The sequence below is a fragment of the Pseudomonas brassicacearum genome, assembly GCF_003732225.1.
Taxonomy (GTDB): Bacteria; Pseudomonadota; Gammaproteobacteria; order Pseudomonadales; family Pseudomonadaceae; genus Aquipseudomonas; species Aquipseudomonas brassicacearum_E.
This window is the reverse complement of record NZ_MOBJ01000010.1, coordinates 194,453-214,969: the sequence shown is the minus strand read 5'-3', so window position 1 is coordinate 214,969 and position 20,517 is coordinate 194,453. Positions and strand designations below refer to the sequence as shown.

The following is a 20,517-nucleotide window of genomic DNA, read 5'->3' as shown; positions in this document are numbered from 1 at the left end:
GGAAGTCGAATTACGGCGCGGTGGCAACGGCTGCCGGTGGCGTCCAGATCACGTCTTTGATGCTCAGGGGTTTCGGAATCAATTTGAGCTGGTAGAAGCTGTCGGCAATTTTCTGTTGGGCCGCGACCACTTCCGGGGTGAGGAAATGCGCGCCGTAGCCTTGGCGTTTCACCACGCTCAAGGTGATGTCTGCCGGCAGCCCTAGCAGCGGCGAGACCTGCTGGGTCACGTCCTCCGGGTTGGCCTTGGACCATTCGCCGATGGCGCGGACTTCTTCCACCAGCGCCTTGATCACGGCCGGATGTTTTTCGGCGTAAGGCTTGGTCGCCAGGTAGAACTGATGGTTGTCGACGATGCCGCTGCCATCACGCAGGGTGCGCGCTTGCAGTTGCTGTTCGGCAGCGGCCTGGTAGGGGTCCCAGATCACCCAAGCATCGACGCTGCCACGTTCGAACGCGGCGCGGGCATCGGCTGGCGGCAGGAATACGGTTTGAACGTCGGTGTATTTGAGACCGGCGTCTTCCAGGGCGCGCACCAGCAGGTAGTGCACGTTGGAGCCTTTGTTGAGGACGACTTTCTTGCCCTTGAGGTCCTGCACCGATTTGATCGCGGAGTCTTTCGGTACCAGAATCGCCTCGCTGTGTGGCGCTGGCGGTTCATAGGCGACGTAGAGCAGATCGGCACCGGCCGCCTGCGCGAAGACCGGCGGGGTTTCGCCGGTCACGCCAAAATCGATCGAGCCGACGTTCAGCCCTTCGAGCAACTGCGGGCCGCCGGGAAATTCAGTCCATTGCACGTCGACGCCTTGGGCGGCGAGGCGTTTTTCCAGTGTGCCGCGGGCTTTGAGCAGCACCAGGGTGCCGTACTTTTGATAGCCGATTCGCAAAGTCTCGGCCGCTTGAGCTTGAGTAATAACGCCGAAGGACACAGCCGCAGCAAACAGAGCGACCAGACCACGACGCAAAATGACAGTGCGCATAGCGCTCTCCTTTTTGCAGTAGGGTTTTGGCTGCACCTGCTTGCCCGTTAGCGGGCGAGTAAGGCCAGTACTTCAATTTTCGGGTAAGGCTTAAATGCTCCAGCGAGCACTCAACAAACGATCATTCAACAGGTTTGGGTCCAGCGGCTTGGGCCGGCGGGCCATGGCGCTGAAGAACTGCTCCAGCGCCTCAAACAAACGCTGCTCCAACTGTGGCGCCAACTGCGCCTGGGCACTGCCTTCGCCGTAAGCGATCTGGCTGTCTTCGGCGAAAATCCCGTGAAGCATTTCCTGGGCTTTCAGCGCCGACAGCACCGGCTTGAGCGCGTAATCCACGGCCAGCATGTGGGCGATGCTGCCGCCTGTGGCCATCGGCAATACAACCTTGTGGCTCAGGGCACGTTCAGGCAGCAGATCCAGTACGGTTTTCAGTGCGCCGGAAAATGACGCTTTGTAGACCGGCGTGGCAATCAGCAAGCCATCGGCGTTTTCAATCTGTTGCAGCAAATCGACCACCTTCGGGCTGTCGAAGCGTGCGTGCAGCAAGTCTTCAGCCGGGAAGTCCCGCACCTGATAACTCACTACTTCGACTCCTTGTTGCTGCAACCAGCGTTGGGAGCGATCCAGCAGCACCCCGGAGCGGGAGCGTTGGCTGGGACTTCCTCCGAGTGAGACGACCAGCATGCGGTAATTCCTTAAACTTTTTTGGCGATTCGCAGTGTGCGGTCTCGCGACATTGGACAGACCTTAACAGCTGATTTATATATCCATAAATCATATTTATTTATGTGTTTATTCTTTAAATGCATATACGAAAAAGCACTCTCCAGACGAAAAAAAGGCCGTCGAAACGGCCTGAAACCCCCTGCATTTTGGATACCCTTGAAGCTGTTGCGCCTGGCAGACCGCTATCGCGAGCAAGCTCGCTCCCACATTGGAATGCGTACACCTGTGGGAGCGAGCTTGCTCGCGATAGCGATTTAAGCCACGCTAAAAATATCAATGGCTCACTTGTTGGGTTGTGGTGTCAGGCGCAGGTACGGTTTCACTGCGCGATAACCTTTGGGGAAGCGTTTGTTGATTTCGTCTTCATCCTTGAGCGACGGCACGATCACCACTTCATCACCGTCCTGCCAGTTGGCCGGGGTGGCCACTTTGTAGTTGTCGGTGAGTTGCAACGAATCGATCACCCGCAGGATCTCGTGGAAGTTGCGTCCGGTGCTGGCCGGGTAAGTGATGGTCAGGCGAACCTTCTTGTCCGGATCGATCACGAACAGCGAACGCACGGTCAGGGTGTCGTTGGCGTTCGGGTGGATCAGGTCATAGAGGTCGGAGACCTTGCGATCGGCGTCGGCGAGGATCGGGAAGTTGACGACGGTGTTCTGGGTTTCGTTGATGTCTTCGATCCACTTGTGGTGCGAATCCACCGGGTCGACCGACAGCGCGATGGCCTTGACGCCGCGCTTGGCAAATTCATCCTTGAGCCTGGCGGTAAACCCCAGCTCCGTGGTGCACACCGGTGTGAAGTCTGCCGGATGGGAAAACAGCACGCCCCAGCTATCGCCCAGCCACTCGTGAAAACGGATGGTGCCGGCGCTGGAATCCTGTTCGAAATCGGGGGCAATGTCGCCCAGTCTGAGGCTCATGGTGCTGCTCCTGGTGAGTGCGTGATGAGCCTACTGTGCCTAGTGTCGGCACTTATTAAAAAGAATAAATATCGATTTATTTAGATCATAAATGAATATTAAACATCTGTTCACTGGACGCATACGTCAACGAAGACCAGTCTTGGAACCAGGGTTCGAGAAGGCCTTGAGTTGTTGCAAAGAGGGAAATGAAGGAGGGTCTGCGGGGGTGGGCCCGACTTGAAACGCAAAAGCCCCGCCAGGCTTACGCCGAGCGGGGCTTTTTATACAGGCTTGTAAACGCCTGGGTATTACAACAGCGGGATCGAGTAGCTGACGATCAGGCGGTTTTCGTCCTGGTCGCGGGTGGCCACGTCGGTGCGCCACATGGCGTTTTTCCAGGCAACACCGAGGTTTTTCAGCGGGCCTTCCGGAACAACGTAAGCCAGGCTCAGGTCACGCTCCCACTCGCTCTTGCTACCAGTAGGGCTGTCGATGTTGTTGCCGTGCAGGTAGATCACACCAGCGGTCAGACCCGGTACGCCAACCTTGGCGAAGTCATAGGCGTAGCGAGCTTGCCAGGTACGTTCGCCAGCGCGGGCAAACTTCTGGATCTGCATGTCGGTGATGGTGCTGTTGGACGAGCCGTCACCCTGGTTCAGCCAAGGGAAGTCGCTGTCGCCCTTGGTGTACTGGTAACCGCCACCGAAGGTGTGACCTTCAACCGAGTACAGAGCCAAGTAGCTGTACAGGTCGTTGTCGACCTTGCCTTTGGTTGTATTGCCGCCGTAGAAACCGGTAGTGAAGAAGTTCTTGTCGTTGCCGTTGGAACCGTTGTCGCGGCTACGGTAGTAGCGCAGGTCACTTTTCAGCACGCCAGGACCGATGGACCAGTTGTGCACCAGGCCCAGGAAGTTCTGCGAGTAGAAGTCCTTCAGTTCGCCGTAGTAGTACGAAGCAGTCAGGTCCTTGGTGATTTTGTAGTCAGCACCAGCGTAGTAGAACTTGTTGCTGAACTTGCCCGCGTCGTAGTTGGAGCCAGCGTTGGCACCGGCAATCGACAGACCTTCGTCGTTGCTGGAGTTACGGCCTTTGGCCTCATTGATCTCGCCCGCAGTCAGGGTCAGATCCTTGATTTCGTTGGACTTGATCTCGCCACCGGTGAAGGTTTGTGGCAGCAGACGACCATCGTTGTACTTGATGACCGGGTTGTTCGGCTGCAGGGTACCGATTTTCAGCTCGGTCTCGGAGATTTTGACCTTACCGGTCAAGCCCAGGCTGCCGAAGTCTGGAACCGCACGGTTGCCATCGCTTGGGAAAATCGTACCGCCAGAAGCAGTGCCGCTCGAGTTGCCGCTCTTGGCCGGGCTGGAGTCCAGACGCACGCCGTACAGGCCAATGGCGTCAACGCCGAACTTAACAGTACCTTGGGTGTAACCCGAGATGAAACGCAGATCGAAGCCTTGGCCCCATTCTTCGTTTTTGTTCGCGCCGGTGCCGGTACGGTTGTCGGTGTTGATGTAGAAGTTACGCAGACCCAAGGTCGCCTTACTGTCTTCGATAAAACCGGCGGCGCCTGCCTGCTGCGCCATAACCCCTACGGCCACAGCCAGGGCCAAGGTGGACTTATTCATGTTTCGCTCCTCTACGTTTCTAATTTTTTGTGCACTTTGGTCCAGGATCTGGCGCCCCGGTTCCCATCGATGCGCGATTAGCGCAAGACCGTGACCGATAAGTCAATCGTAAGCAGTCGCGTCTACGACTTTGGTCTAATCGCAGTGTTTGGTCCGTTCAGGTTAATGACTTCCTCATAAACCCAAAAAGAACTGTTTATTCATTTTTCATACGATTCTGGAATATAGCTCAGCACACCTCAACCGAACCGGATCCTGAGGTATCGGCTTATGAGCTAATTCCTAAATGGTATTTACAGACGCTTCTTTAGTTCCATTCGTGCTCACGTATTCTTCATACGTCAATCACGATCAAATAAGCGACGCCATCATGGCGAAACGTGCATCTTCCCGTCAAATTGTTACAGTTTGTATACCGCTATAATTTTTTTTACCGCCCGTCCGGTAAATTCCGCAACGGGCAGAAAAACGGCAGAACTGATCGGCGCACGCCCCCTGCATGAGCAGGCGCAGCCGGCGATCTGTCAGTGCCCGGGGCGAAGTCTAAGCGCCCAAGGTTACAGAGTCTTTTCGAAGATCTTCGAATTACGCTGATAGTTGTACAGCGAGGCCCGGGCCGACGGGAGGCGCTCGACGCTGCTGGGCACAAAGCCACGCTCGCGGAACCAGTGCGCAGTGCGGGTGGTGAGGACAAACAGGGTTTTGAGCCCTTGAGCACGGGCCCGGGATTCGATCCGTTCCAGCAGTTCGTCACCACGGCCGCCATGGCGGTATTCCGGATTCACCGCCAGACAGGCCAGCTCCCCGGCATCCGAATCGGCAATCTGATACAGCGCCGCACAGGCGATGATCATCCCTTCACGCTCGACCACGCTGAACTGCTCGATTTCGCGCTCCAGCACTTCGCGCGAACGACGCACCAGAATCCCCTGCTCTTCCAGCGGGCTGATCAGGTCCAGCAAACCACCGACGTCTTCGATAGCCGCTTCGCGCACCACTTCGAATTGCTCCTGGGCTACCAGCGTGCCGCCACCGTCACGGGTGAAGAGCTCAGTCAGCAGCGCGCCGTCTTCGGCATAACTGACAATATGGCTACGGCCGACGCCGCCACGGCACGCTTCGGCCGCCGCATCCAGCAACTCTGCCTGATAGTTGGCGCCCAGACGCTGCAAGTGCGCGGGTACCTGCTGCGGGCGCAGCTCGCGGACCAGACGACCGTTCTCGTCAATCAGCCCCAGGTCCGCGCCGAACAGCAGCAGCTTGTCGGCGCCCAGGTCGATGGCGGCGCGGGTGGCGACGTCTTCGCAGGCCAGGTTGAAAATTTCCCCGGTCGGTGAGTAGCCCAGCGGCGAGAGCAGCACGATGGAGCGCTCGTCCAGCAGACGGTTGATGCCCTTGCGGTCGACCCGACGCACTTCGCCGGTGTGGTGATAGTCGACGCCTTCGAGCACACCGATCGGCCGTGCGGTCACCAGGTTGCCGCTGGCCACCCGCAAACGCGAGCCCTGCATCGGCGAGGACGCCATGTCCATCGACAAGCGCGCCTCGATGGCGATGCGCAGTTGGCCCACCGCGTCGATCACGCACTCCAGGGTCGCTGCATCGGTGATGCGCATCCCGTGGTGGTAATGCGGGGTCAGGCCGCGCGCGGCAAGGCGGGTTTCAATTTGTGGGCGCGAACCGTGAACCAGTACCAACCGCACACCCAGGCTGTGCAGCAGCACCAGGTCGTGGACGATATTGCCGAAGTTCGGGTGCTCGACGCCGTCGCCGGGCAGCATGACGACGAAGGTGCAATCACGGTGAGCGTTGATGTAAGGGGAAGCGTGACGAAGCCAATTAACGTATTCGGGCATAACACCTGCGCCTGTAATAAATAGCAGCCGATAAAAAGGACGAAGCAATACGCACAGCGGGCTGATGGTTATCGTCGGAACAGGCTTGGCGACACGCGCGCTCTCCTCATGAATACGGGTTTAAACACCGGCAATTTAACTGCGACCCCTGTAGGAGCTGCCGAAGGCTGCGATCTTTTGATCTTGCTTCTTAAAAAAATCAAAAGATCGCAGCCTTCGGCAGCTCCTACAAGGGTGGCGAGTTTTGGGCCGGGGTCAGGCAGTAATGTTCGATCAGTTGACGCAATAGATGCACGGTAGGCTGCAAACGTGACATTTCAAGGTATTCCCCCGGTTGGTGAGCACAGGCGATATCGCCAGGGCCCAGCACCAACGTCTCGCAGCCAAGACGCTGAAGATAAGGCGCTTCAGTGCCGAACGCTACTGCTTCGGCGAGGTGGCCGGTGAGTTTTTCAGCAACCCGCACCAACTCCGAGTCCGCCGCCTGCTCGAACGGTGGCACTTCGGGGAACAGCGGAGCGTAGTCGATCTTCACCTGATGGAGCTCGGCGACCGGTTCGAGTTTCTGCCGGATCGCCGCACGCAATGCGTTCGGGTCCATACCGGGCAGGGGCCGCAGGTCGAATTCCAGCGAGCACTGGCCGCAGATCCGGTTCGGGTTGTCACCACCGTGGATGCAGCCGAAATTCAACGTCGGTTGCGGCACGCTGAACTGCGGATTGCGAAACTCGCGCTGCCATTGCAGGCGCAAGCCACGTAACTCGCCCATCGCATCATGCATGGCCTCCAGAGCACTGTGACCCAGACTCGGATCGGACGAATGGCCGCTCTGACCGAGAATGTCGATGCGCTCCATCATCACGCCTTTGTGCAGACGGATCGGCTTCAGCCCCGTCGGTTCACCGATCACCGCTGCCCTGCCCAGTGGCCGGCCGGCAGCGGCCAACGCCCGGGCGCCGGCCATCGAGCTTTCTTCGTCACAGGTGGCGAGGATCATCAGCGGTTGCTTGAACGGTTTATCCAGCAGCGGCAGCACGGCTTCGATGGCCAAGGCGAAGAAGCCCTTCATGTCGCAACTTCCGAGACCGACCCAGCGACCGTCGACTTCGGTCAGTTTCAGCGGATCGGTCTGCCACAGGGCGCCGTCGAACGGCACCGTGTCGCTGTGCCCGGCCAGCACCAGGCCGCCGGGGCCGCTGCCAAAACTGGCGAGCAGGTTGAATTTTCCGGGACTAACCTGCTGGATGTCGCAGGCAAAGCCCAGATCGCCGAGCCAGGTCGCCAGCAGATCAATGACCGCACGATTGGATTGATCGAGGTTGGGTTGGGTACAGCTGACGGACGGTGCGGCGATCAGCGAAGCGAACTGTTCTTTCATGGACGGCAAAGGCATCGCTGACTCCCAACTCCCGAATTGAAGTCCATCATAGAACCATCTGGCGACAGGAATAAACCGTCGCGGCGCGTAGGTTTAGTGAGTGCTGTACACTGCACGGCCTTGGCAGCCACACATTCCCCCGGCTGCGCTCCCGATCCTGGATTTTCCGGCCATGCAGAAAGAAACCGAAATCAAACTCCGCGTCAGCCGCGAAACCCTCGCCGCCCTGCGCGAGCACCCGTTACTGAAAAAACGCAACAAAAGTGGCTGGGAACGCCGTGAGTTGATGAACCAGTACTTCGACACGCCAGAGCGTGACCTGGCCCGCGCCAAGGTCGCCCTGCGCCTGCGCCGCGATGGAGAAGAAGTAATTCAAACGCTCAAGACCCGTGGCCATAGCGTCGCCGGTCTGTCCGAGCGTCATGAATACGACTGGAACCTGCCCAAAGCCAAGCTCGACGTGAAGAAACTCGACGGCGAATGCTGGCCTGAGGAACTGGCCGAGCTGGACAAGAAAACCCTGAAGGCGATCTTCACCACTGATTTCGTACGCGAACGTGCGGAAATCGCCTGGGGCCGTGGCAAGACCAAAGTGGTCATCGAAGCCGCGCTGGACCTGGGCCACGTGATTGCCGGCAAACAGAAAGAAGAAATCTGCGAGCTGGAACTGGAACTGCGCGAAGGCGAGCCGGCGGCATTGCTGGAACTGGCCGCCGAGCTGGCCGCGACCCTCGCACTGATGCCGTGCGACATCAGTAAGGCCGAGCGCGGCTACCGCTTGTTCGACGCCAACAGCTACTCGTTGAGCCTGCCGGCACCGCAGATCACCACCGAAACGCCGCTGGACGACGCCTTCGCCGCGCTGAGCTGGCACTTGCTGGGCAGCAGCCAGCGTCTGGCCGAACAATACCGTTTCAACGGCCACTGGCGCCTGTTGCAGGACTGGGTCGAAAGCCTGGCTGAATTACGCGCGCTGCTCAGCAGCTTGGGTCAAGCCGCACCACGTCAGTCGACTCACGATCTGCGTCTTGCGCTGGATGCCTTGCTCGAAGACTGGCGCCCGCTGGTACACGCCGGTCTGGACGACGAAGACGTGCGCAAAGCCGCGCCGGAGCAATTCCTCGAAGAGCTGCAAGACCCGCGCTGGGGCCTGTTCTCCCTGAACACCTCGCGCTGGTTGCTGGCCCGTACCTGGGCTGCCGATCGCAACACCCGCGGCAATCGCCAGGGCGCTGCGCAACTGGGCAGCTGGCTGCCGCGCCTGCTGGGTGAAGAAGCTACGTCCCTGCAGTTGCAGCGTTATCAGCAACAGCCCGAAGACCTGGCCGAGCAACTGCCGCGTATCGAACGCATCCAGGCCTGGCTGCACCATGCCCGCAACGTGCTGGACATCCCGGAAATGGATCGTCTGTACGGTGAGCTGAACAAACTCGCGCAACTGGCCAACGAGCCGATCACCGACGAAGTGCTGGATGCACGCAAGCAGCAGGCGATTGCGGTGTATCAGAATCGCGCGTGGAAGATGTTGCTGCGTATGTAAGACCGCCATCGCGAGCAAGCTCGCTCCCACACTGGATCTATGCACGACGCGGATCATTGTGGGAGCGAGCTTGCTCGCGATGAGGCCCGCACATTCACTGCAAAACCCTACCCCCGCAACACCGGCAAACTCGTCGTGGACTTGATTTCCGACAAGGCCACGATCGAGTTGACCTCCTGAATCCCCGGCACCATCGATAGCTTCTCGAAGAAGAAGCGCTCATAGGCTTCGATGTCTGCCGTGACGATTCGCAACAAAAAATCCACCGCGCCCATCAGCACATAACACTCCAGCACTTCCGGAAAACCGCGAATCGCCTCGGTGAACTCGGTGAAGTTCGAACGCCCGTGGGCGTTGAGCTTGATCTCGGCGAAGATCTGCGTGTTGAGGCCGATTTTCTTGCGATCGAGCAAGGTCACCTGCCCGCGAATCACGCCCTCCTCTTTCATCCGCTGAATGCGCCGCCAGCACGGCGACTGCGATAACCCGACCTGCTCGGCAATCTGCGCACTGGAAAGCGAGGCGTCCTCTTGCAGCAGCGCCAGAATCCGTCGGTCATACGCGTCAAGTTCGCTATGCATAGAAAAACCCGTAAAGACATCAACTGAGAATTAAACAATTCTATTTATCGCCAATTATCCCCATCATAGATAAGAAATACCCGGCACCGAATGTAAAAATTTCTCCAGTGATTTGGAGACCGACCATGCCCCCGCTCGAAGCCGTCAGCAACACCCCCACCCGCACCGATGTGTGGAATATCAGCAATGCCCATTGCCGCGTGCACTACCAACTGCTGGCCGAGGCCGAGCCGGACGTGTTGTGCCGGACGCTCAATCTGTTTGCGTTGCAGTTTCTGGTGCCGCAGCACGTCAACGTACTGCGCCAGGACGACCTGCTGTCGATCGATATCGTCATGGACGCCCTGAGCTGGCACCGCGCTCAGGTCATCGCGGAAAAATTACGTAACCTGATCAGCGTGTGCTCGGTGGAACTGCAAACGGCTGATTCGCAACGGGTTCAGCCTGCACAGGCCACCGGCTGAAGCACCACTGCAAAAACTCGCAACGATCAATCGGGCAACGACCAAACGATCGGCCCTTGTGGGGACTATTCTTGGCATCTGTGGTCAGAGACGCACCTGTCTAAACCGCTCGTTGCAGGATCGTTTCCATAAGGAGCCCGGATGTCCGTTCAACTCGCCACTCAGGATCGCTGGCTGGATCTCAATGACCTGCTGCGCGAACTGGTCGCCCAAGGCTTCATCAGCCAGGACTCGGCCGAGCACGCGCTGACCACCCGCCGTAATACCAGCAACAGCCAGTTGCACCCGCTGGAGTTTCTCGCCAGCCAACACCTCGACGACCTCAGTCGCCCCGGCAAACGCCTGGATCTGGAAAGCCTGACCCTGTGGCTCTCGCAACAGGCCGGTCAGCCTTATTTGCGCATCGACCCGCTGAAAATAAACGTCGCGCAAATTACCCCACTGATGTCCTACGCCTTTGCCCAGCGCCACAAGATCCTCGCCGTATCGATCGACCGCGACGCCGTCACCGTCGCCAGTGCGCAGCCTTATGTGCGCAGCTGGGAAGCTGACCTGACCCACGTTCTACAGCTGCCGATCAAACGGGTAGTGGCCAACCCGGCGGACATCCAGCGCTTCAGTGTGGAGTTCTTCCGCCTGGCCAAATCGGTCAGTGGCGCGACCAACACCGATCAGCAGATGAACACCCTGGGCAACTTCGAACAACTGCTCAACCTCGGCGCCAGCGATCAGGAGCCGGATGCCAACGATGCGCACATCGTCAACATCGTCGACTGGCTGTTCCAATATGCCTTCCAGCAGCGCGCCAGTGATATCCACATCGAACCGCGACGCGAGCAAGGCACCGTGCGTTTTCGCATCGATGGCGTGTTGCACAACGTCTATCAATTTCCACCGCAGGTGACCATGGCGATTGTCAGCCGCCTGAAAAGCCTGGGGCGAATGAACGTCGCGGAAAAGCGCAAACCCCAGGATGGCCGGGTCAAGACCAAGACGCCGGATGGCGGCGAAGTGGAGTTGCGGCTGTCGACGCTACCCACTGCGTTCGGCGAAAAAATGGTCATGCGAATCTTCGATCCGGAAGTGCTGCTCAAGGACTTCGACCAGCTCGGATTTTCTGCCGATGACCTGCGCCGCTGGCAGGACATGACCCGTCAACCCAACGGCATCATTCTGGTCACCGGGCCGACCGGTTCGGGCAAGACCACCACGCTCTACACCACGCTGAAAAAACTCGCGACGCCAGAGGTCAACCTCTGCACCATCGAAGACCCGATCGAGATGGTCGAGCCGGCGTTCAATCAGATGCAGGTCCAGCACAACATCGACCTGACCTTTGCCAGCGGCGTGCGCGCACTGATGCGACAGGACCCGGACATCATCATGATCGGCGAGATCCGCGACCTCGAAACCGCCGAAATGGCCATTCAGGCAGCACTCACCGGACACCTGGTGCTGTCGACCCTGCACACCAACGACGCGCCGAGCGCCATCAGCCGCTTACTGGAACTCGGCGTGCCGCATTACCTGATCAAAGCGACCGTGCTGGGGGTCATGGCGCAGCGGCTGGTCCGCACTTTATGCCCGCATTGCAAGGCGCCGCTGACCTTGGGCGAAGACGACTGGCAAACCTTGACCCGCCCCTGGCAAGCACCGCTGCCAAGCAACGCCCAGCGCGCCATTGGCTGCCTGGAATGCCGCGACACCGGCTATCGCGGACGTGCCGGGGTCTATGAAATCATGCAAATGACCGACGGCGTCAAAGCCTTGATCAACCCCGACACCGACCTGCTCGCAGTCCGTCGCCAGGCATTCAAGGAAGGCATGCGCAGCCTGCGGCTGTCGGGTGCGCAAAAAGTGGCGGCGGGGCTGACGACGATTGAAGAGGTGCTGCGAGTGACGCCGCAGAGTGAGCAGAAATAGGGGCGGTATCCTGGTCGAACACGCCGATGAACGCTACGGAACTCGTTTGGGGTATTGGCAATCCAACCTGCCAGAAATCCCACTGGAGTCACCCATAATGCGTTTTAAACTTGCTGCCGCTACGCTTGCCTTGCTGTCCCTGTCTGTAGGTTCAGCAATGGCTCGCGATCATGATCATGATGGCATCTTGCAAGAAGTTATTTCCTCAGGTGCGACCACCGCGTCCACCTACCTGACCTCCAGGGATCACAAGCTGGTCGTTGCCGCTCAGGACGACGCCAGCAGTTTCGTAGCCAGTGACGGCAATATCCGCGGTCCGTACCTGGAATCTGCAATGCAGAAAGTCCGTGCGGACAACCCAGGTTTGAAGGCTACCGACATGGAGTTGGCCAACGCAATTTTGGCCAAGAACGCGGTCGCCCCGGAATAATTTTGTTGCTGTAAAAATGCGATCCATTGTGGGAGCGAGCTTGCTCGCGAAGGGGCCATAACATTCAACATTTTTGCTGACTGTTACACCGTCATCGCGAGCAAGCTCGCTCCCACATTTCCCACATTTGATTTGCGCCTCATCAAACCCGTGCATTTCAGCGGTATTCATCCACCGGCACGCAGGCACAGAACAGGTTGCGATCTCCGTAAACGTTGTCCACGCGATTCACCGCCGGCCAGTATTTATGCAGCCTGGTGTGCGTATCCGGGGTCACCGCTTGCTCAATGCTGTAGGACCGATCCCAGACGCCGATAATGTCCGCCAAGGTATGAGGCGAGCGTTTCAGCGGGTTGTCCTCGGCAGACCAATTGCCATTCTGCACCTCGGCAATTTCTGCGCGAATACTCAGCATCGCGCTGATAAAGCGATCCAGCTCAGCCTTGGACTCGCTTTCAGTAGGCTCGACCATCAATGTTCCCGGCACCGGGAAAGACATGGTCGGCGCATGGAAACCGTAATCCATCAGCCGCTTGGCGACGTCCTCTTCGCTGATACCGGTCTGCGCCTTGAGCGGGCGCAGGTCGAGGATGCACTCGTGCGCCACCCGCTCGTTGCGCCCGGTGTAGAGCACCGGGAAGGCACCGGACAAGTGTTTCGCCAGGTAGTTGGCCGAGAGAATCGCCACTTCGCTGGCATCGGCCAGTTGCGGCCCCATCATCGCGATGTACATCCAGCTGATCGGCAAAATGCTCGCACTGCCCCAAGGCGCCGCGCTGACCGCACCATTGTGTGGATCAGGTCCGTCGATCGGCACCACCGGGTGATTGGCCACGAACGGCGCCAAGTGCGCCCGCACGCCAATCGGCCCCATCCCCGGCCCGCCTCCGCCATGGGGAATGCAGAAGGTCTTGTGCAGGTTCATATGGGAAACATCGGCGCCGATATCCGCCGGCCGGGCCAGCCCGACCTGCGCATTGAGGTTGGCACCGTCCATGTACACCTGGCCGCCATGACTGTGGATAACTTCGCAGATTTCGCTGATGCCTTCCTCGTACACCCCATGAGTCGAAGGGTAAGTGGCCATCAGGCAGGAGAGTTTGTCGCCGGCAGCCGTCGCTTTGGCTTTCAGGTCATCGAGGTCGACGTTACCGGCATCGTCGCAGTCGACGATCACCACCCGCATCCCGGCCATCTGCGCCGAGGCCGGGTTGGTGCCATGGGCCGACGCGGGAATAAGGCAGATGTCGCGCGCGCCTTGCTGACGGCTTTCGTGGTATTTGCGGATCGCCAGCAACCCGGCATATTCACCTTGGGCGCCGGAGTTGGGTTGCATGCAGATCGCATCAAAACCGGTGATCGCGCAGAGCCAGCTCTCCAGTTCGCTGATCATCAGCGAATAGCCCACCGCCTGTTCCTTCGGTGCAAACGGGTGCAGATTGGCGAATGCTGGCCAGGTGATCGGGATCATTTCGCTGCTGGCGTTGAGTTTCATGGTGCAGGAGCCCAACGGGATCATCGACTGGTTGAGCGCCAGGTCCTTGTTCTCCAGTTGCTTGAGGTAGCGCAGCATCTCGGTTTCGCTGTGGTGGGCGTTGAACACCGGGTGGCGCAGATACGACGTGGCCCGCAACAAGCCATCGGGAATGCCCGGGATCAGCGCTTCGCCATCCAGTCCGGCAACATCCAGCCCATGATCGGCACCGAGGAACACATCGAACAGCTTCGCCACGGTGCCTTCATCGCAGCTCTCGTCGAGACTCAATCCGAGCTGCCCGCGCCCAAGAATCCGCAGGTTGATCTGTGCCGCTTTGGCGCTTTCGATGATTGCGGTCTGACGGCCGCCGACCTCCAGGGTCAGGGTGTCGAAGAAGTGCTGGTTGAGCCGGGCAATGCCGTTGCGCTCAAGCCCGGCAGCAAGGATGCAGGTCAGCCGATGCACTCGTTGAGCAATCCGTTTGAGCCCCTGCGGGCCATGGTAGACCGCGTAAAAACTGGCGATGTTGGCCAGCAATACCTGAGCCGTACAGATGTTCGAGTTGGCCTTCTCGCGGCGGATGTGTTGCTCGCGGGTTTGCAGGGCCATACGCAGCGCGACGTTGCCGCGAGCATCTTTCGACACACCGATGATCCGCCCGGGAATCGCCCGTTTGTATTCATCGCGGCTGGCGAAGAACGCTGCGTGAGGGCCGCCATAACCCATCGGCACGCCAAAGCGCTGGGACGATCCAAACACCACATCAGCGCCCTGTTCACCCGGCGGCGTCAGCAACAACAGGCTCAGCAGATCAGTCGCAACGCAGGCCAGCGCCTGTTGCGCGTGCAAGTGGTCAATCAGCGGGCGCAGGTCGCGGATCTCACCGTGGGTATCGGGGTACTGCAGCAGTGCGCCAAATACCTGATGCTGTTTCAAGTTATCCACAGCGTCGACGATCAGCTCGAAGCCAAAACCCTCGGCGCGGGTCTGCACCACGGAAATGGTTTGCGGGTGGCAGTTTTCGTCGACGAAGAACAGATTGCTTTTCGACTTCGCGACACGCTTGGCCAGCGCCATGGCTTCGGCCGCAGCCGTGGCTTCGTCGAGCAACGAGGCGTTGGCCAGTTCCAGGCCTGTAAGGTCGATGGTCAATTGCTGGAAATTGAGCAGCGCTTCGAGTCGGCCCTGAGCAATCTCCGGCTGATACGGGGTGTAAGCGGTGTACCAACCGGGATTTTCCAGCACGTTGCGCAAGATCACCGCGGGTAGAAGGGTGCCGTGGTAACCCATGCCGATCAGGCTGGTCCAGACTTGATTCTGTTCGGCATAGCCGCGCAGTTTTGCCAGCGCCGCCTCTTCATCGAGCGCTGGCGGCAAGTCCAGTGCGCGGTTGAGGCGAATTCCCGGCGGCACCGTCTGCTCGATCAGCTCGACACGGCTGCCGAGCCCGAGGCTGTCGAGCATCGCCTGCTGCTCGGCGGTGTCCGGCCCCAAGTGGCGCCGCAGGAAGGCATTCGGGTCTCGTAACTGACTCAAGGATGGCAACTGGGACATGACGGGCTCTCTCTTGAATGGCGCTCAGCGTCGATGCAACTCGATCAAAGCAGCATAGCTCCCCTGCGCGGACGGCATGGCGTCTTTGCTCAATCAGGCTCATCATGTGCAGCGCATATAACTACCGTCAGCCAATCGGGTGCACTGATCGACATGAGCCAATTGCCTTTTCTGCCATTTTCCAAACCTACTATCGATGAAGCCACAATTGCCTCTGTCGGCGATGTCTTGCGCTCCGGCTGGATCACCAGCGGACCCAAGGTTCAGGCGTTCGAAGCCCAGCTCTCGGAGTTTTTTGGCGGCCGCCCGGTGCGCACGTTCAACTCCGGGACCTGCACCATGGAGATCGCCCTGCGCATCGCCGGGATCGGTGCCGGTGACGAAGTCATCACCACGCCGATTTCCTGGGTCGCCACGGCCAACGTGATTCTCGAAGTAGGCGCCACTCCGGTGTTCGCCGACATCGACCCGATCACCCGCAACATCGACCTGGACCAGCTCGAAGCGGCCATTACCCCGCGCACCAAGGCAATCATCCCGGTGTACCTCGCCGGTTTGCCGGTGGACATGAGCCGCCTGTACGCAATCGCCAAGAAACATGGCCTGCGGATTGTCGAAGACGCCGCCCAGGCGCTGGGTTCGAGCTGGAATGGTCAGCGCATCGGCGCTACGGGCGACTTCGTGTCGTTCAGCTTCCAGGCGAACAAGAACGTCACCTCCTCGGAGGGTGGCTGCCTGGTGTTGAACAACGCTGAAGAAGTGCGGCTGGCCGAGAAATATCGCCTGCAAGGCGTGACCCGCACCGGCTTCGACGGCCTGGACGTCGACGTGCTGGGTGGCAAATTCAACATGACCGACGTGGCAGCGGCCATTGGCCTGGGCCAATTCGCGCACATTGACGCCATCACCGCTCACCGCCGCGAACTGGCCAAGCATTACTTCGCCTGTTTCGGCAGCGATTTCGAGGCCAAATACGGTGCACAGCTGCCACCGGCAGACTTCACCAACAGCAACTGGCACCTGTTCCAACTGGTGCTGCCAGAGCGCAAGGACGGCAAACCGGCCCGCGCGACCTTCATGGAGCAAATGCAGGAACTGGGCGTCGGCATCGGCTACCACTACCCGCCTATCCACCTGCTGAGCCTTTACCGCGAACGCGGTTTCAAGGAAGGCATGTTCCCGGTGTCCGAACGTGTCGGCCGCCTGATCGTCTCGCTGCCGATGTTCACGGCCATGAGCAAAAGCGATGTCGAGCGTTCGGTTGCAGCGGTGAAAGCTGTGTTGCAAAACGCCTGAGTCACCTGGCCAGCCTTTGAACAGGCTGACACTTGCAACATTTAAAACGCCCAATGCATTGCATTGGGCGTTTTTTATTCCGGCTATAGATACACTTACGAATGGCTATATATACATAGCCAATCGATCAACTCTTTGCGCCAATAACCAGACACCCAACGGATGCTCATTCTAACTTCATCCGCAAACATGTGATTAATCAGCGCTAATCAACGCACTCCATTTCTGAAAAAATCAATCGCGATAGATAAAACGCCGCAATAGCCAATGAGTCTATAGGCCGAAAATCTGCATGCTATGTTTACTGAGGACTGAGCAGCGGCGACGAAAAGCCACTGCACAGCCAACAACAACTACTGATGCTTCAACCTCTTCGAAATGGAGTTCAAAAAAATGAGCCAACAAATAATTTTGTTTATTGAAGAAGAACAATTGAAAGCACAAAAAGATAACAACTACAGCCTCTATCTGGCAAAAAAGGTAAACAACGACTTCACCGTTATCTGGCAATCGAAAGGCCCCGTAGCCAGTGTCGGCAACCCTAGTTATCAATACAAAAACACATTTGACATTACGACTCCGTCGTTCATGGTCAACTATACAAACGACCCCGTAACCACCGGCAATGTCACCTTTACCTCCGGCGGGAAAAACCGGGCAATCAGCACAGGTCAGTCAACCGTACTGGATGTAAACGGCATATTTTCACCGCCGGCAAATAAGGATGCCAAGCCATCGGATGTTGTCATCATCAACCAACTACAAGCCAACCCACATGAAATCTTACTGGATGCTGCGGGAAAAAATATCTGGGTAAACCGTCAGAGCGGCATGAACATTGGCACCGCGACGCTGACACCAAAAAGTGAATATCAATTATGGTTCGGCAATATTCAGGAAACAGGCTCATTAATTGCCCAAAACCTGTCTAACCCGACGCAACAGAAATTGGTCGATGGGGATAGCATCGTCATCACCTATACCAACAGCGGCACCTGGGTGAATGGCGAGCCAGCCAACCGCCTGAGCGCCAAACAAGTCCAGGAGCTTCACGCCAGAGTCGGGATCAAAGAAACAGCCTAGCAAGCGGGCTGATCAAGCATCGTCTGTGAAACGCAGGCGTTTCTTAGGTCAATGAAAACCCTGTATATCCTGGATCTACAGGGTTTTTTATTGAGAGCACCGAGGCCGTAGTCATATTGGGTCTGGTGGATTCGGAACTCCGCCATGACATCACCCACAGGATGAATGGGAGATCAGCCGTGAGCACTCAGACTATTATCGTTTATATCGAAGAGGCTCAATTGATTGCACAAAAGACCAACAACTACAGCCTCTATCTGGCAAAGAAAATAAACAGCACCTTCACCGCCACCTGGTTTTTGAAACCCCCACTTGCCACGCCAAACCAACCCGCTTATCAATACCAAAACAGATTCGACATTACCAACAACTCCTATATGGCTAACTTTACAACAACGCCATTGCAAGAAGGCGATATCACCTTCACCTCAGGAGGAAAAAACCTGCCCATCAACACCGGCCAAACAACGACATTAGATATATATGGTGTGTTTAGCACCGCAAAAAACAATGGTACTCAGGGAGACGTTACAATTTACAATCAACTACCGGCCAATCCACGTGAAATATTACTGGATTCCACAGGCCGTACTATTTGGGTGAACTGTTCAGGTGGCATGAGTATCGGCACAGCCATCATGACACCCAAAAACGAGTTTCAGTTATGGTTCGGCCCGACACAAGTGGCGGGCTCATTAATCCCCAATAGTGTATCCAACGCTTATGTCATCACCGTAAACGACGGAGAAACCAAAACGGTCACTTACACGAACAGTGGCACCTGGGTATCTGGCGCGCCGGCAATGCGCCTGACACCAGAAGAAGTAATAGAGCTGCACGCCAGGGTAAATGTCAGGGTAAATGAAGCGATGATGAAAGCCGCATTAACTGCCCGTCGAACCAGCAGCTAGTCTATTTAGAGTATGCCTACGGGATTAAACGAAAAACGCCGCACCCCCGATAACGGAAACGCGGCGTTTTCCCGCTTTTGTAGGAGCTGGCGGAGCCTGCGATCTCTTGATCGTCTGAACAAAGATCGCAGCCTGCGGCAGCTCCTACGGGGCGAGCATTACTCGCCGATAGCGGCCTTGTAGCCGGCTGCGTCGAGCAGCTTCTCAAGATCAGCGGCATTGGCCGGCTTGAGCTTGAAGATCCACGCGCCGTACGGGTCTGTGTTGAGCAGCTCAGGGTTGGCGCTCAGGTCTTCATTGACCGCGATCACTTCGCCGGCGACCGGGGAGTAGATGTCGGAAGCGGCCTTGACCGATTCGACCACGCCAGCCTGATCGCCTGCACCAAATACGTTGCCGACTTCGGTCAGTTCGACGAAAACCACATCACCCAGTGCTTCCTGAGCGTGATCACTGATGCCCACAGTCACTGTGCCATCAGCTTCCAGACGGGCCCATTCGTGACTTTCGGCAAAACGCAGGTTGGCAGGGATATCGCTCATGTTCTGTGTCCTCAAGAAGAAATGTCAGCGGTGTTGGCCCGCCAGAAAAAGTTAAATCAGGGTTTTGCCGTGACGCACGAAGGTCGGTTTGACCACCCGAACCGGGTACCACTTGCCACGAATTTCCACTTCTGCCCGGTCGGCGGTCGCCATCGGCACCCGCGCCAGGGCGATCGATTTGCTAAGCGTAGGAGAGAAACTACCACTGGTGATCTCCCCTTCGCCAACATCAGCGATGCGAACCACCTGATGGGCGCGTAAAACCCCACGTTCTTCGAGCACCAGACCGACCAGTTTGTGCTTCACACCGGCGGCCCGTTCGGCCTCCAGTGCTACGCGGCCGATGAACTGACGAGTGGCCGGTTCCCAGGCAATGCTCCAGGCCATATTGGACGCCAGCGGTGAGACATCCTGATGAATGTCCTGACCGTAAAGGTTCATTCCGGCCTCAAGGCGCAGCGTGTCGCGGGCGCCGAGACCGATGGGCGATATACCCGCACCGATCAGATCGTTGAAGAATCCCGGCGCCTGATCGGCCGGCAAGGCAATCTCCAGACCGTCTTCGCCGGTATAACCGGTACGGGCGATAAACCAGTCGCCGTCACAGTGTCCTTCGAAGGGTTTGAGTTGCTGGATCAACGTGCCACGGGACTGGGTCACCAGTTCAGCGATCTTTTGCCGCGCTTGCGGACCTTGAATCGCCAGCATCGCCAACTCGCTGCGCTCGTGCAGTTGCACCTGATAGGCGCCGAGCTGGGCCTGCATCCAGGCCATGTCCTGATCACGGGTGGCGGCGTTCACCACCAAGCGGTAAGCGTCTTCCAGGCGATAGACGATCATATCGTCGACCACCCCGCCCCGTTCATTGAGCATGGTGCTGTACAAGGCACGGCCGACGCTGTGCAGACGGTCGACATCATTGGCCAGCAAATGCTGGAGCCAGGCCTTGGCCTGAGGGCCGCTGACATCGATTACGGTCATATGGGATACATCGAAAACCCCACAGTCGCGGCGCACCTGATGGTGTTCCTCGACCTGCGAGCCGTAATGCAGTGGCATATCCCAACCGCCAAAATCGACCATCTTCGCGCCGAGTGCGAGATGAAGGTCATACAGAGGCGTACGCTGTCCCATGGGTTTCTCCTTCCGGGCGTGGCGAAGGTACGGACAGGCGCTGCGTGGTTGAAAGCCTTGAAATAGAGGGCTTCCAGCCAATTTCAGCAACCTGGTCTGAAGGACGAACC

Annotated in this window: 17 protein-coding genes; 7 read left to right on the top strand and 10 right to left on the bottom strand. The window is 58.0% G+C overall.

The annotated features are described in order from the left end of the window. Positions 1-10 precede the first annotated feature (10 nt). The 6 genes from BK659_RS17640 to argE all read right to left on the bottom strand — a co-directional run bounded on the left by BK659_RS17640 (position 11) and on the right by argE (position 7,487). Complete coding sequence (locus tag BK659_RS17640) at positions 11-979, bottom strand: sulfonate ABC transporter substrate-binding protein (protein ID WP_123426272.1); 969 nt, start codon at positions 977-979, stop codon at positions 11-13. Positions 980-1,069: 90 nt separating this feature from the next. Next, positions 1,070-1,663 (bottom strand): NADPH-dependent FMN reductase, encoded by a 594-nt coding sequence (ssuE, locus tag BK659_RS17635; protein WP_123426271.1) that lies wholly within the window; start codon positions 1,661-1,663, stop codon positions 1,070-1,072. A 323-nt stretch (positions 1,664-1,986) separates the two neighbouring features. After that, positions 1,987-2,625, bottom strand: coding sequence for a peroxiredoxin (locus BK659_RS17630; protein WP_123426270.1), 639 nt, complete (start codon positions 2,623-2,625; stop codon positions 1,987-1,989). Positions 2,626-2,915: 290 nt separating this feature from the next. Beyond that, a complete protein-coding gene (locus BK659_RS17625; protein ID WP_123426269.1) occupies positions 2,916-4,238 on the bottom strand; it encodes an OprD family porin in 1,323 nt (440 codons plus the stop codon). A 557-nt stretch (positions 4,239-4,795) separates the two neighbouring features. Beyond that, entirely contained in the window at positions 4,796-6,094 is a 1,299-nt protein-coding gene (gene argA, locus BK659_RS17620) for an amino-acid N-acetyltransferase (protein WP_123426268.1), read from the bottom strand. A 226-nt stretch (positions 6,095-6,320) separates the two neighbouring features. Further along, the gene (argE, locus tag BK659_RS17615) at positions 6,321-7,487 is read right to left on the bottom strand and encodes an acetylornithine deacetylase (RefSeq protein WP_123426267.1); all 1,167 of its coding nucleotides are present in this window, start codon (positions 7,485-7,487) and stop codon (positions 6,321-6,323) included. Positions 7,488-7,644: 157 nt separating this feature from the next. Here argE and BK659_RS17610 point away from each other — a divergent pair, with 157 nt between their 5' ends. Next, positions 7,645-9,012 carry a CYTH domain-containing protein gene (locus BK659_RS17610; protein ID WP_123426266.1) on the top strand — a complete coding sequence of 456 codons (1,368 nt, stop codon included), beginning with the start codon at positions 7,645-7,647 and terminating at the stop codon, positions 9,010-9,012. A gap of 107 nt (positions 9,013-9,119) precedes the next feature. Here the strand turns inward: BK659_RS17610 and BK659_RS17605 are convergent, their stop codons facing one another. Continuing rightward, positions 9,120-9,593: an Lrp/AsnC family transcriptional regulator gene (locus BK659_RS17605; protein WP_123426265.1), complete on the bottom strand. Its 474-nt coding sequence runs from the start codon at positions 9,591-9,593 to the stop codon at positions 9,120-9,122. Between the two features lie 125 nt (positions 9,594-9,718). Here BK659_RS17605 and BK659_RS17600 point away from each other — a divergent pair, with 125 nt between their 5' ends. From BK659_RS17600 to BK659_RS17590, 3 genes are all read left to right on the top strand, one after another. Then, entirely contained in the window at positions 9,719-10,057 is a 339-nt protein-coding gene (locus BK659_RS17600) for a hypothetical protein (protein WP_123426264.1), read from the top strand. Positions 10,058-10,198: 141 nt separating this feature from the next. Next, positions 10,199-11,980 (top strand): type IV pilus assembly ATPase TfpB, encoded by a 1,782-nt coding sequence (gene tfpB / locus BK659_RS17595; RefSeq protein ID WP_123426263.1) that lies wholly within the window; start codon positions 10,199-10,201, stop codon positions 11,978-11,980. Positions 11,981-12,077: 97 nt separating this feature from the next. Further along, the gene (locus BK659_RS17590) at positions 12,078-12,410 is read left to right on the top strand and encodes a DUF2388 domain-containing protein (RefSeq protein WP_123426262.1); all 333 of its coding nucleotides are present in this window, start codon (positions 12,078-12,080) and stop codon (positions 12,408-12,410) included. Positions 12,411-12,567: 157 nt separating this feature from the next. Here BK659_RS17590 and gcvP read toward each other — a convergent pair whose 3' ends face one another. Continuing rightward, on the bottom strand, positions 12,568-15,441 hold the full coding sequence (gcvP, locus tag BK659_RS17580) for an aminomethyl-transferring glycine dehydrogenase (RefSeq protein ID WP_123426261.1): 2,874 nt from the start codon (positions 15,439-15,441) through the stop codon (positions 12,568-12,570). A gap of 153 nt (positions 15,442-15,594) precedes the next feature. On the opposite strand from gcvP, the gene BK659_RS17575 reads away from it, so the two are divergent. From BK659_RS17575 to BK659_RS17565, 3 genes are all read left to right on the top strand, one after another. Beyond that, positions 15,595-16,737 carry a DegT/DnrJ/EryC1/StrS family aminotransferase gene (locus tag BK659_RS17575; RefSeq protein WP_123426260.1) on the top strand — a complete coding sequence of 381 codons (1,143 nt, stop codon included), beginning with the start codon at positions 15,595-15,597 and terminating at the stop codon, positions 16,735-16,737. A 393-nt stretch (positions 16,738-17,130) separates the two neighbouring features. Then, positions 17,131-17,820 (top strand): hypothetical protein, encoded by a 690-nt coding sequence (locus BK659_RS17570; protein WP_123426259.1) that lies wholly within the window; start codon positions 17,131-17,133, stop codon positions 17,818-17,820. Between the two features lie 179 nt (positions 17,821-17,999). Beyond that, positions 18,000-18,731, top strand: a complete 732-nt coding sequence (locus BK659_RS17565; RefSeq protein ID WP_123426331.1) for a hypothetical protein — start codon at positions 18,000-18,002, stop codon at positions 18,729-18,731. Positions 18,732-18,889: 158 nt separating this feature from the next. Here the strand turns inward: BK659_RS17565 and gcvH are convergent, their stop codons facing one another. Together gcvH and gcvT are read right to left on the bottom strand one after the other, a co-directional pair. Beyond that, on the bottom strand, positions 18,890-19,273 hold the full coding sequence (gcvH, locus tag BK659_RS17560; RefSeq protein ID WP_123426258.1) for a glycine cleavage system protein GcvH: 384 nt from the start codon (positions 19,271-19,273) through the stop codon (positions 18,890-18,892). A 51-nt stretch (positions 19,274-19,324) separates the two neighbouring features. Then, complete coding sequence (gcvT, locus tag BK659_RS17555) at positions 19,325-20,407, bottom strand: glycine cleavage system aminomethyltransferase GcvT (protein ID WP_123426257.1); 1,083 nt, start codon at positions 20,405-20,407, stop codon at positions 19,325-19,327. Between the last annotated feature and the right edge of the window lie 110 nt (positions 20,408-20,517).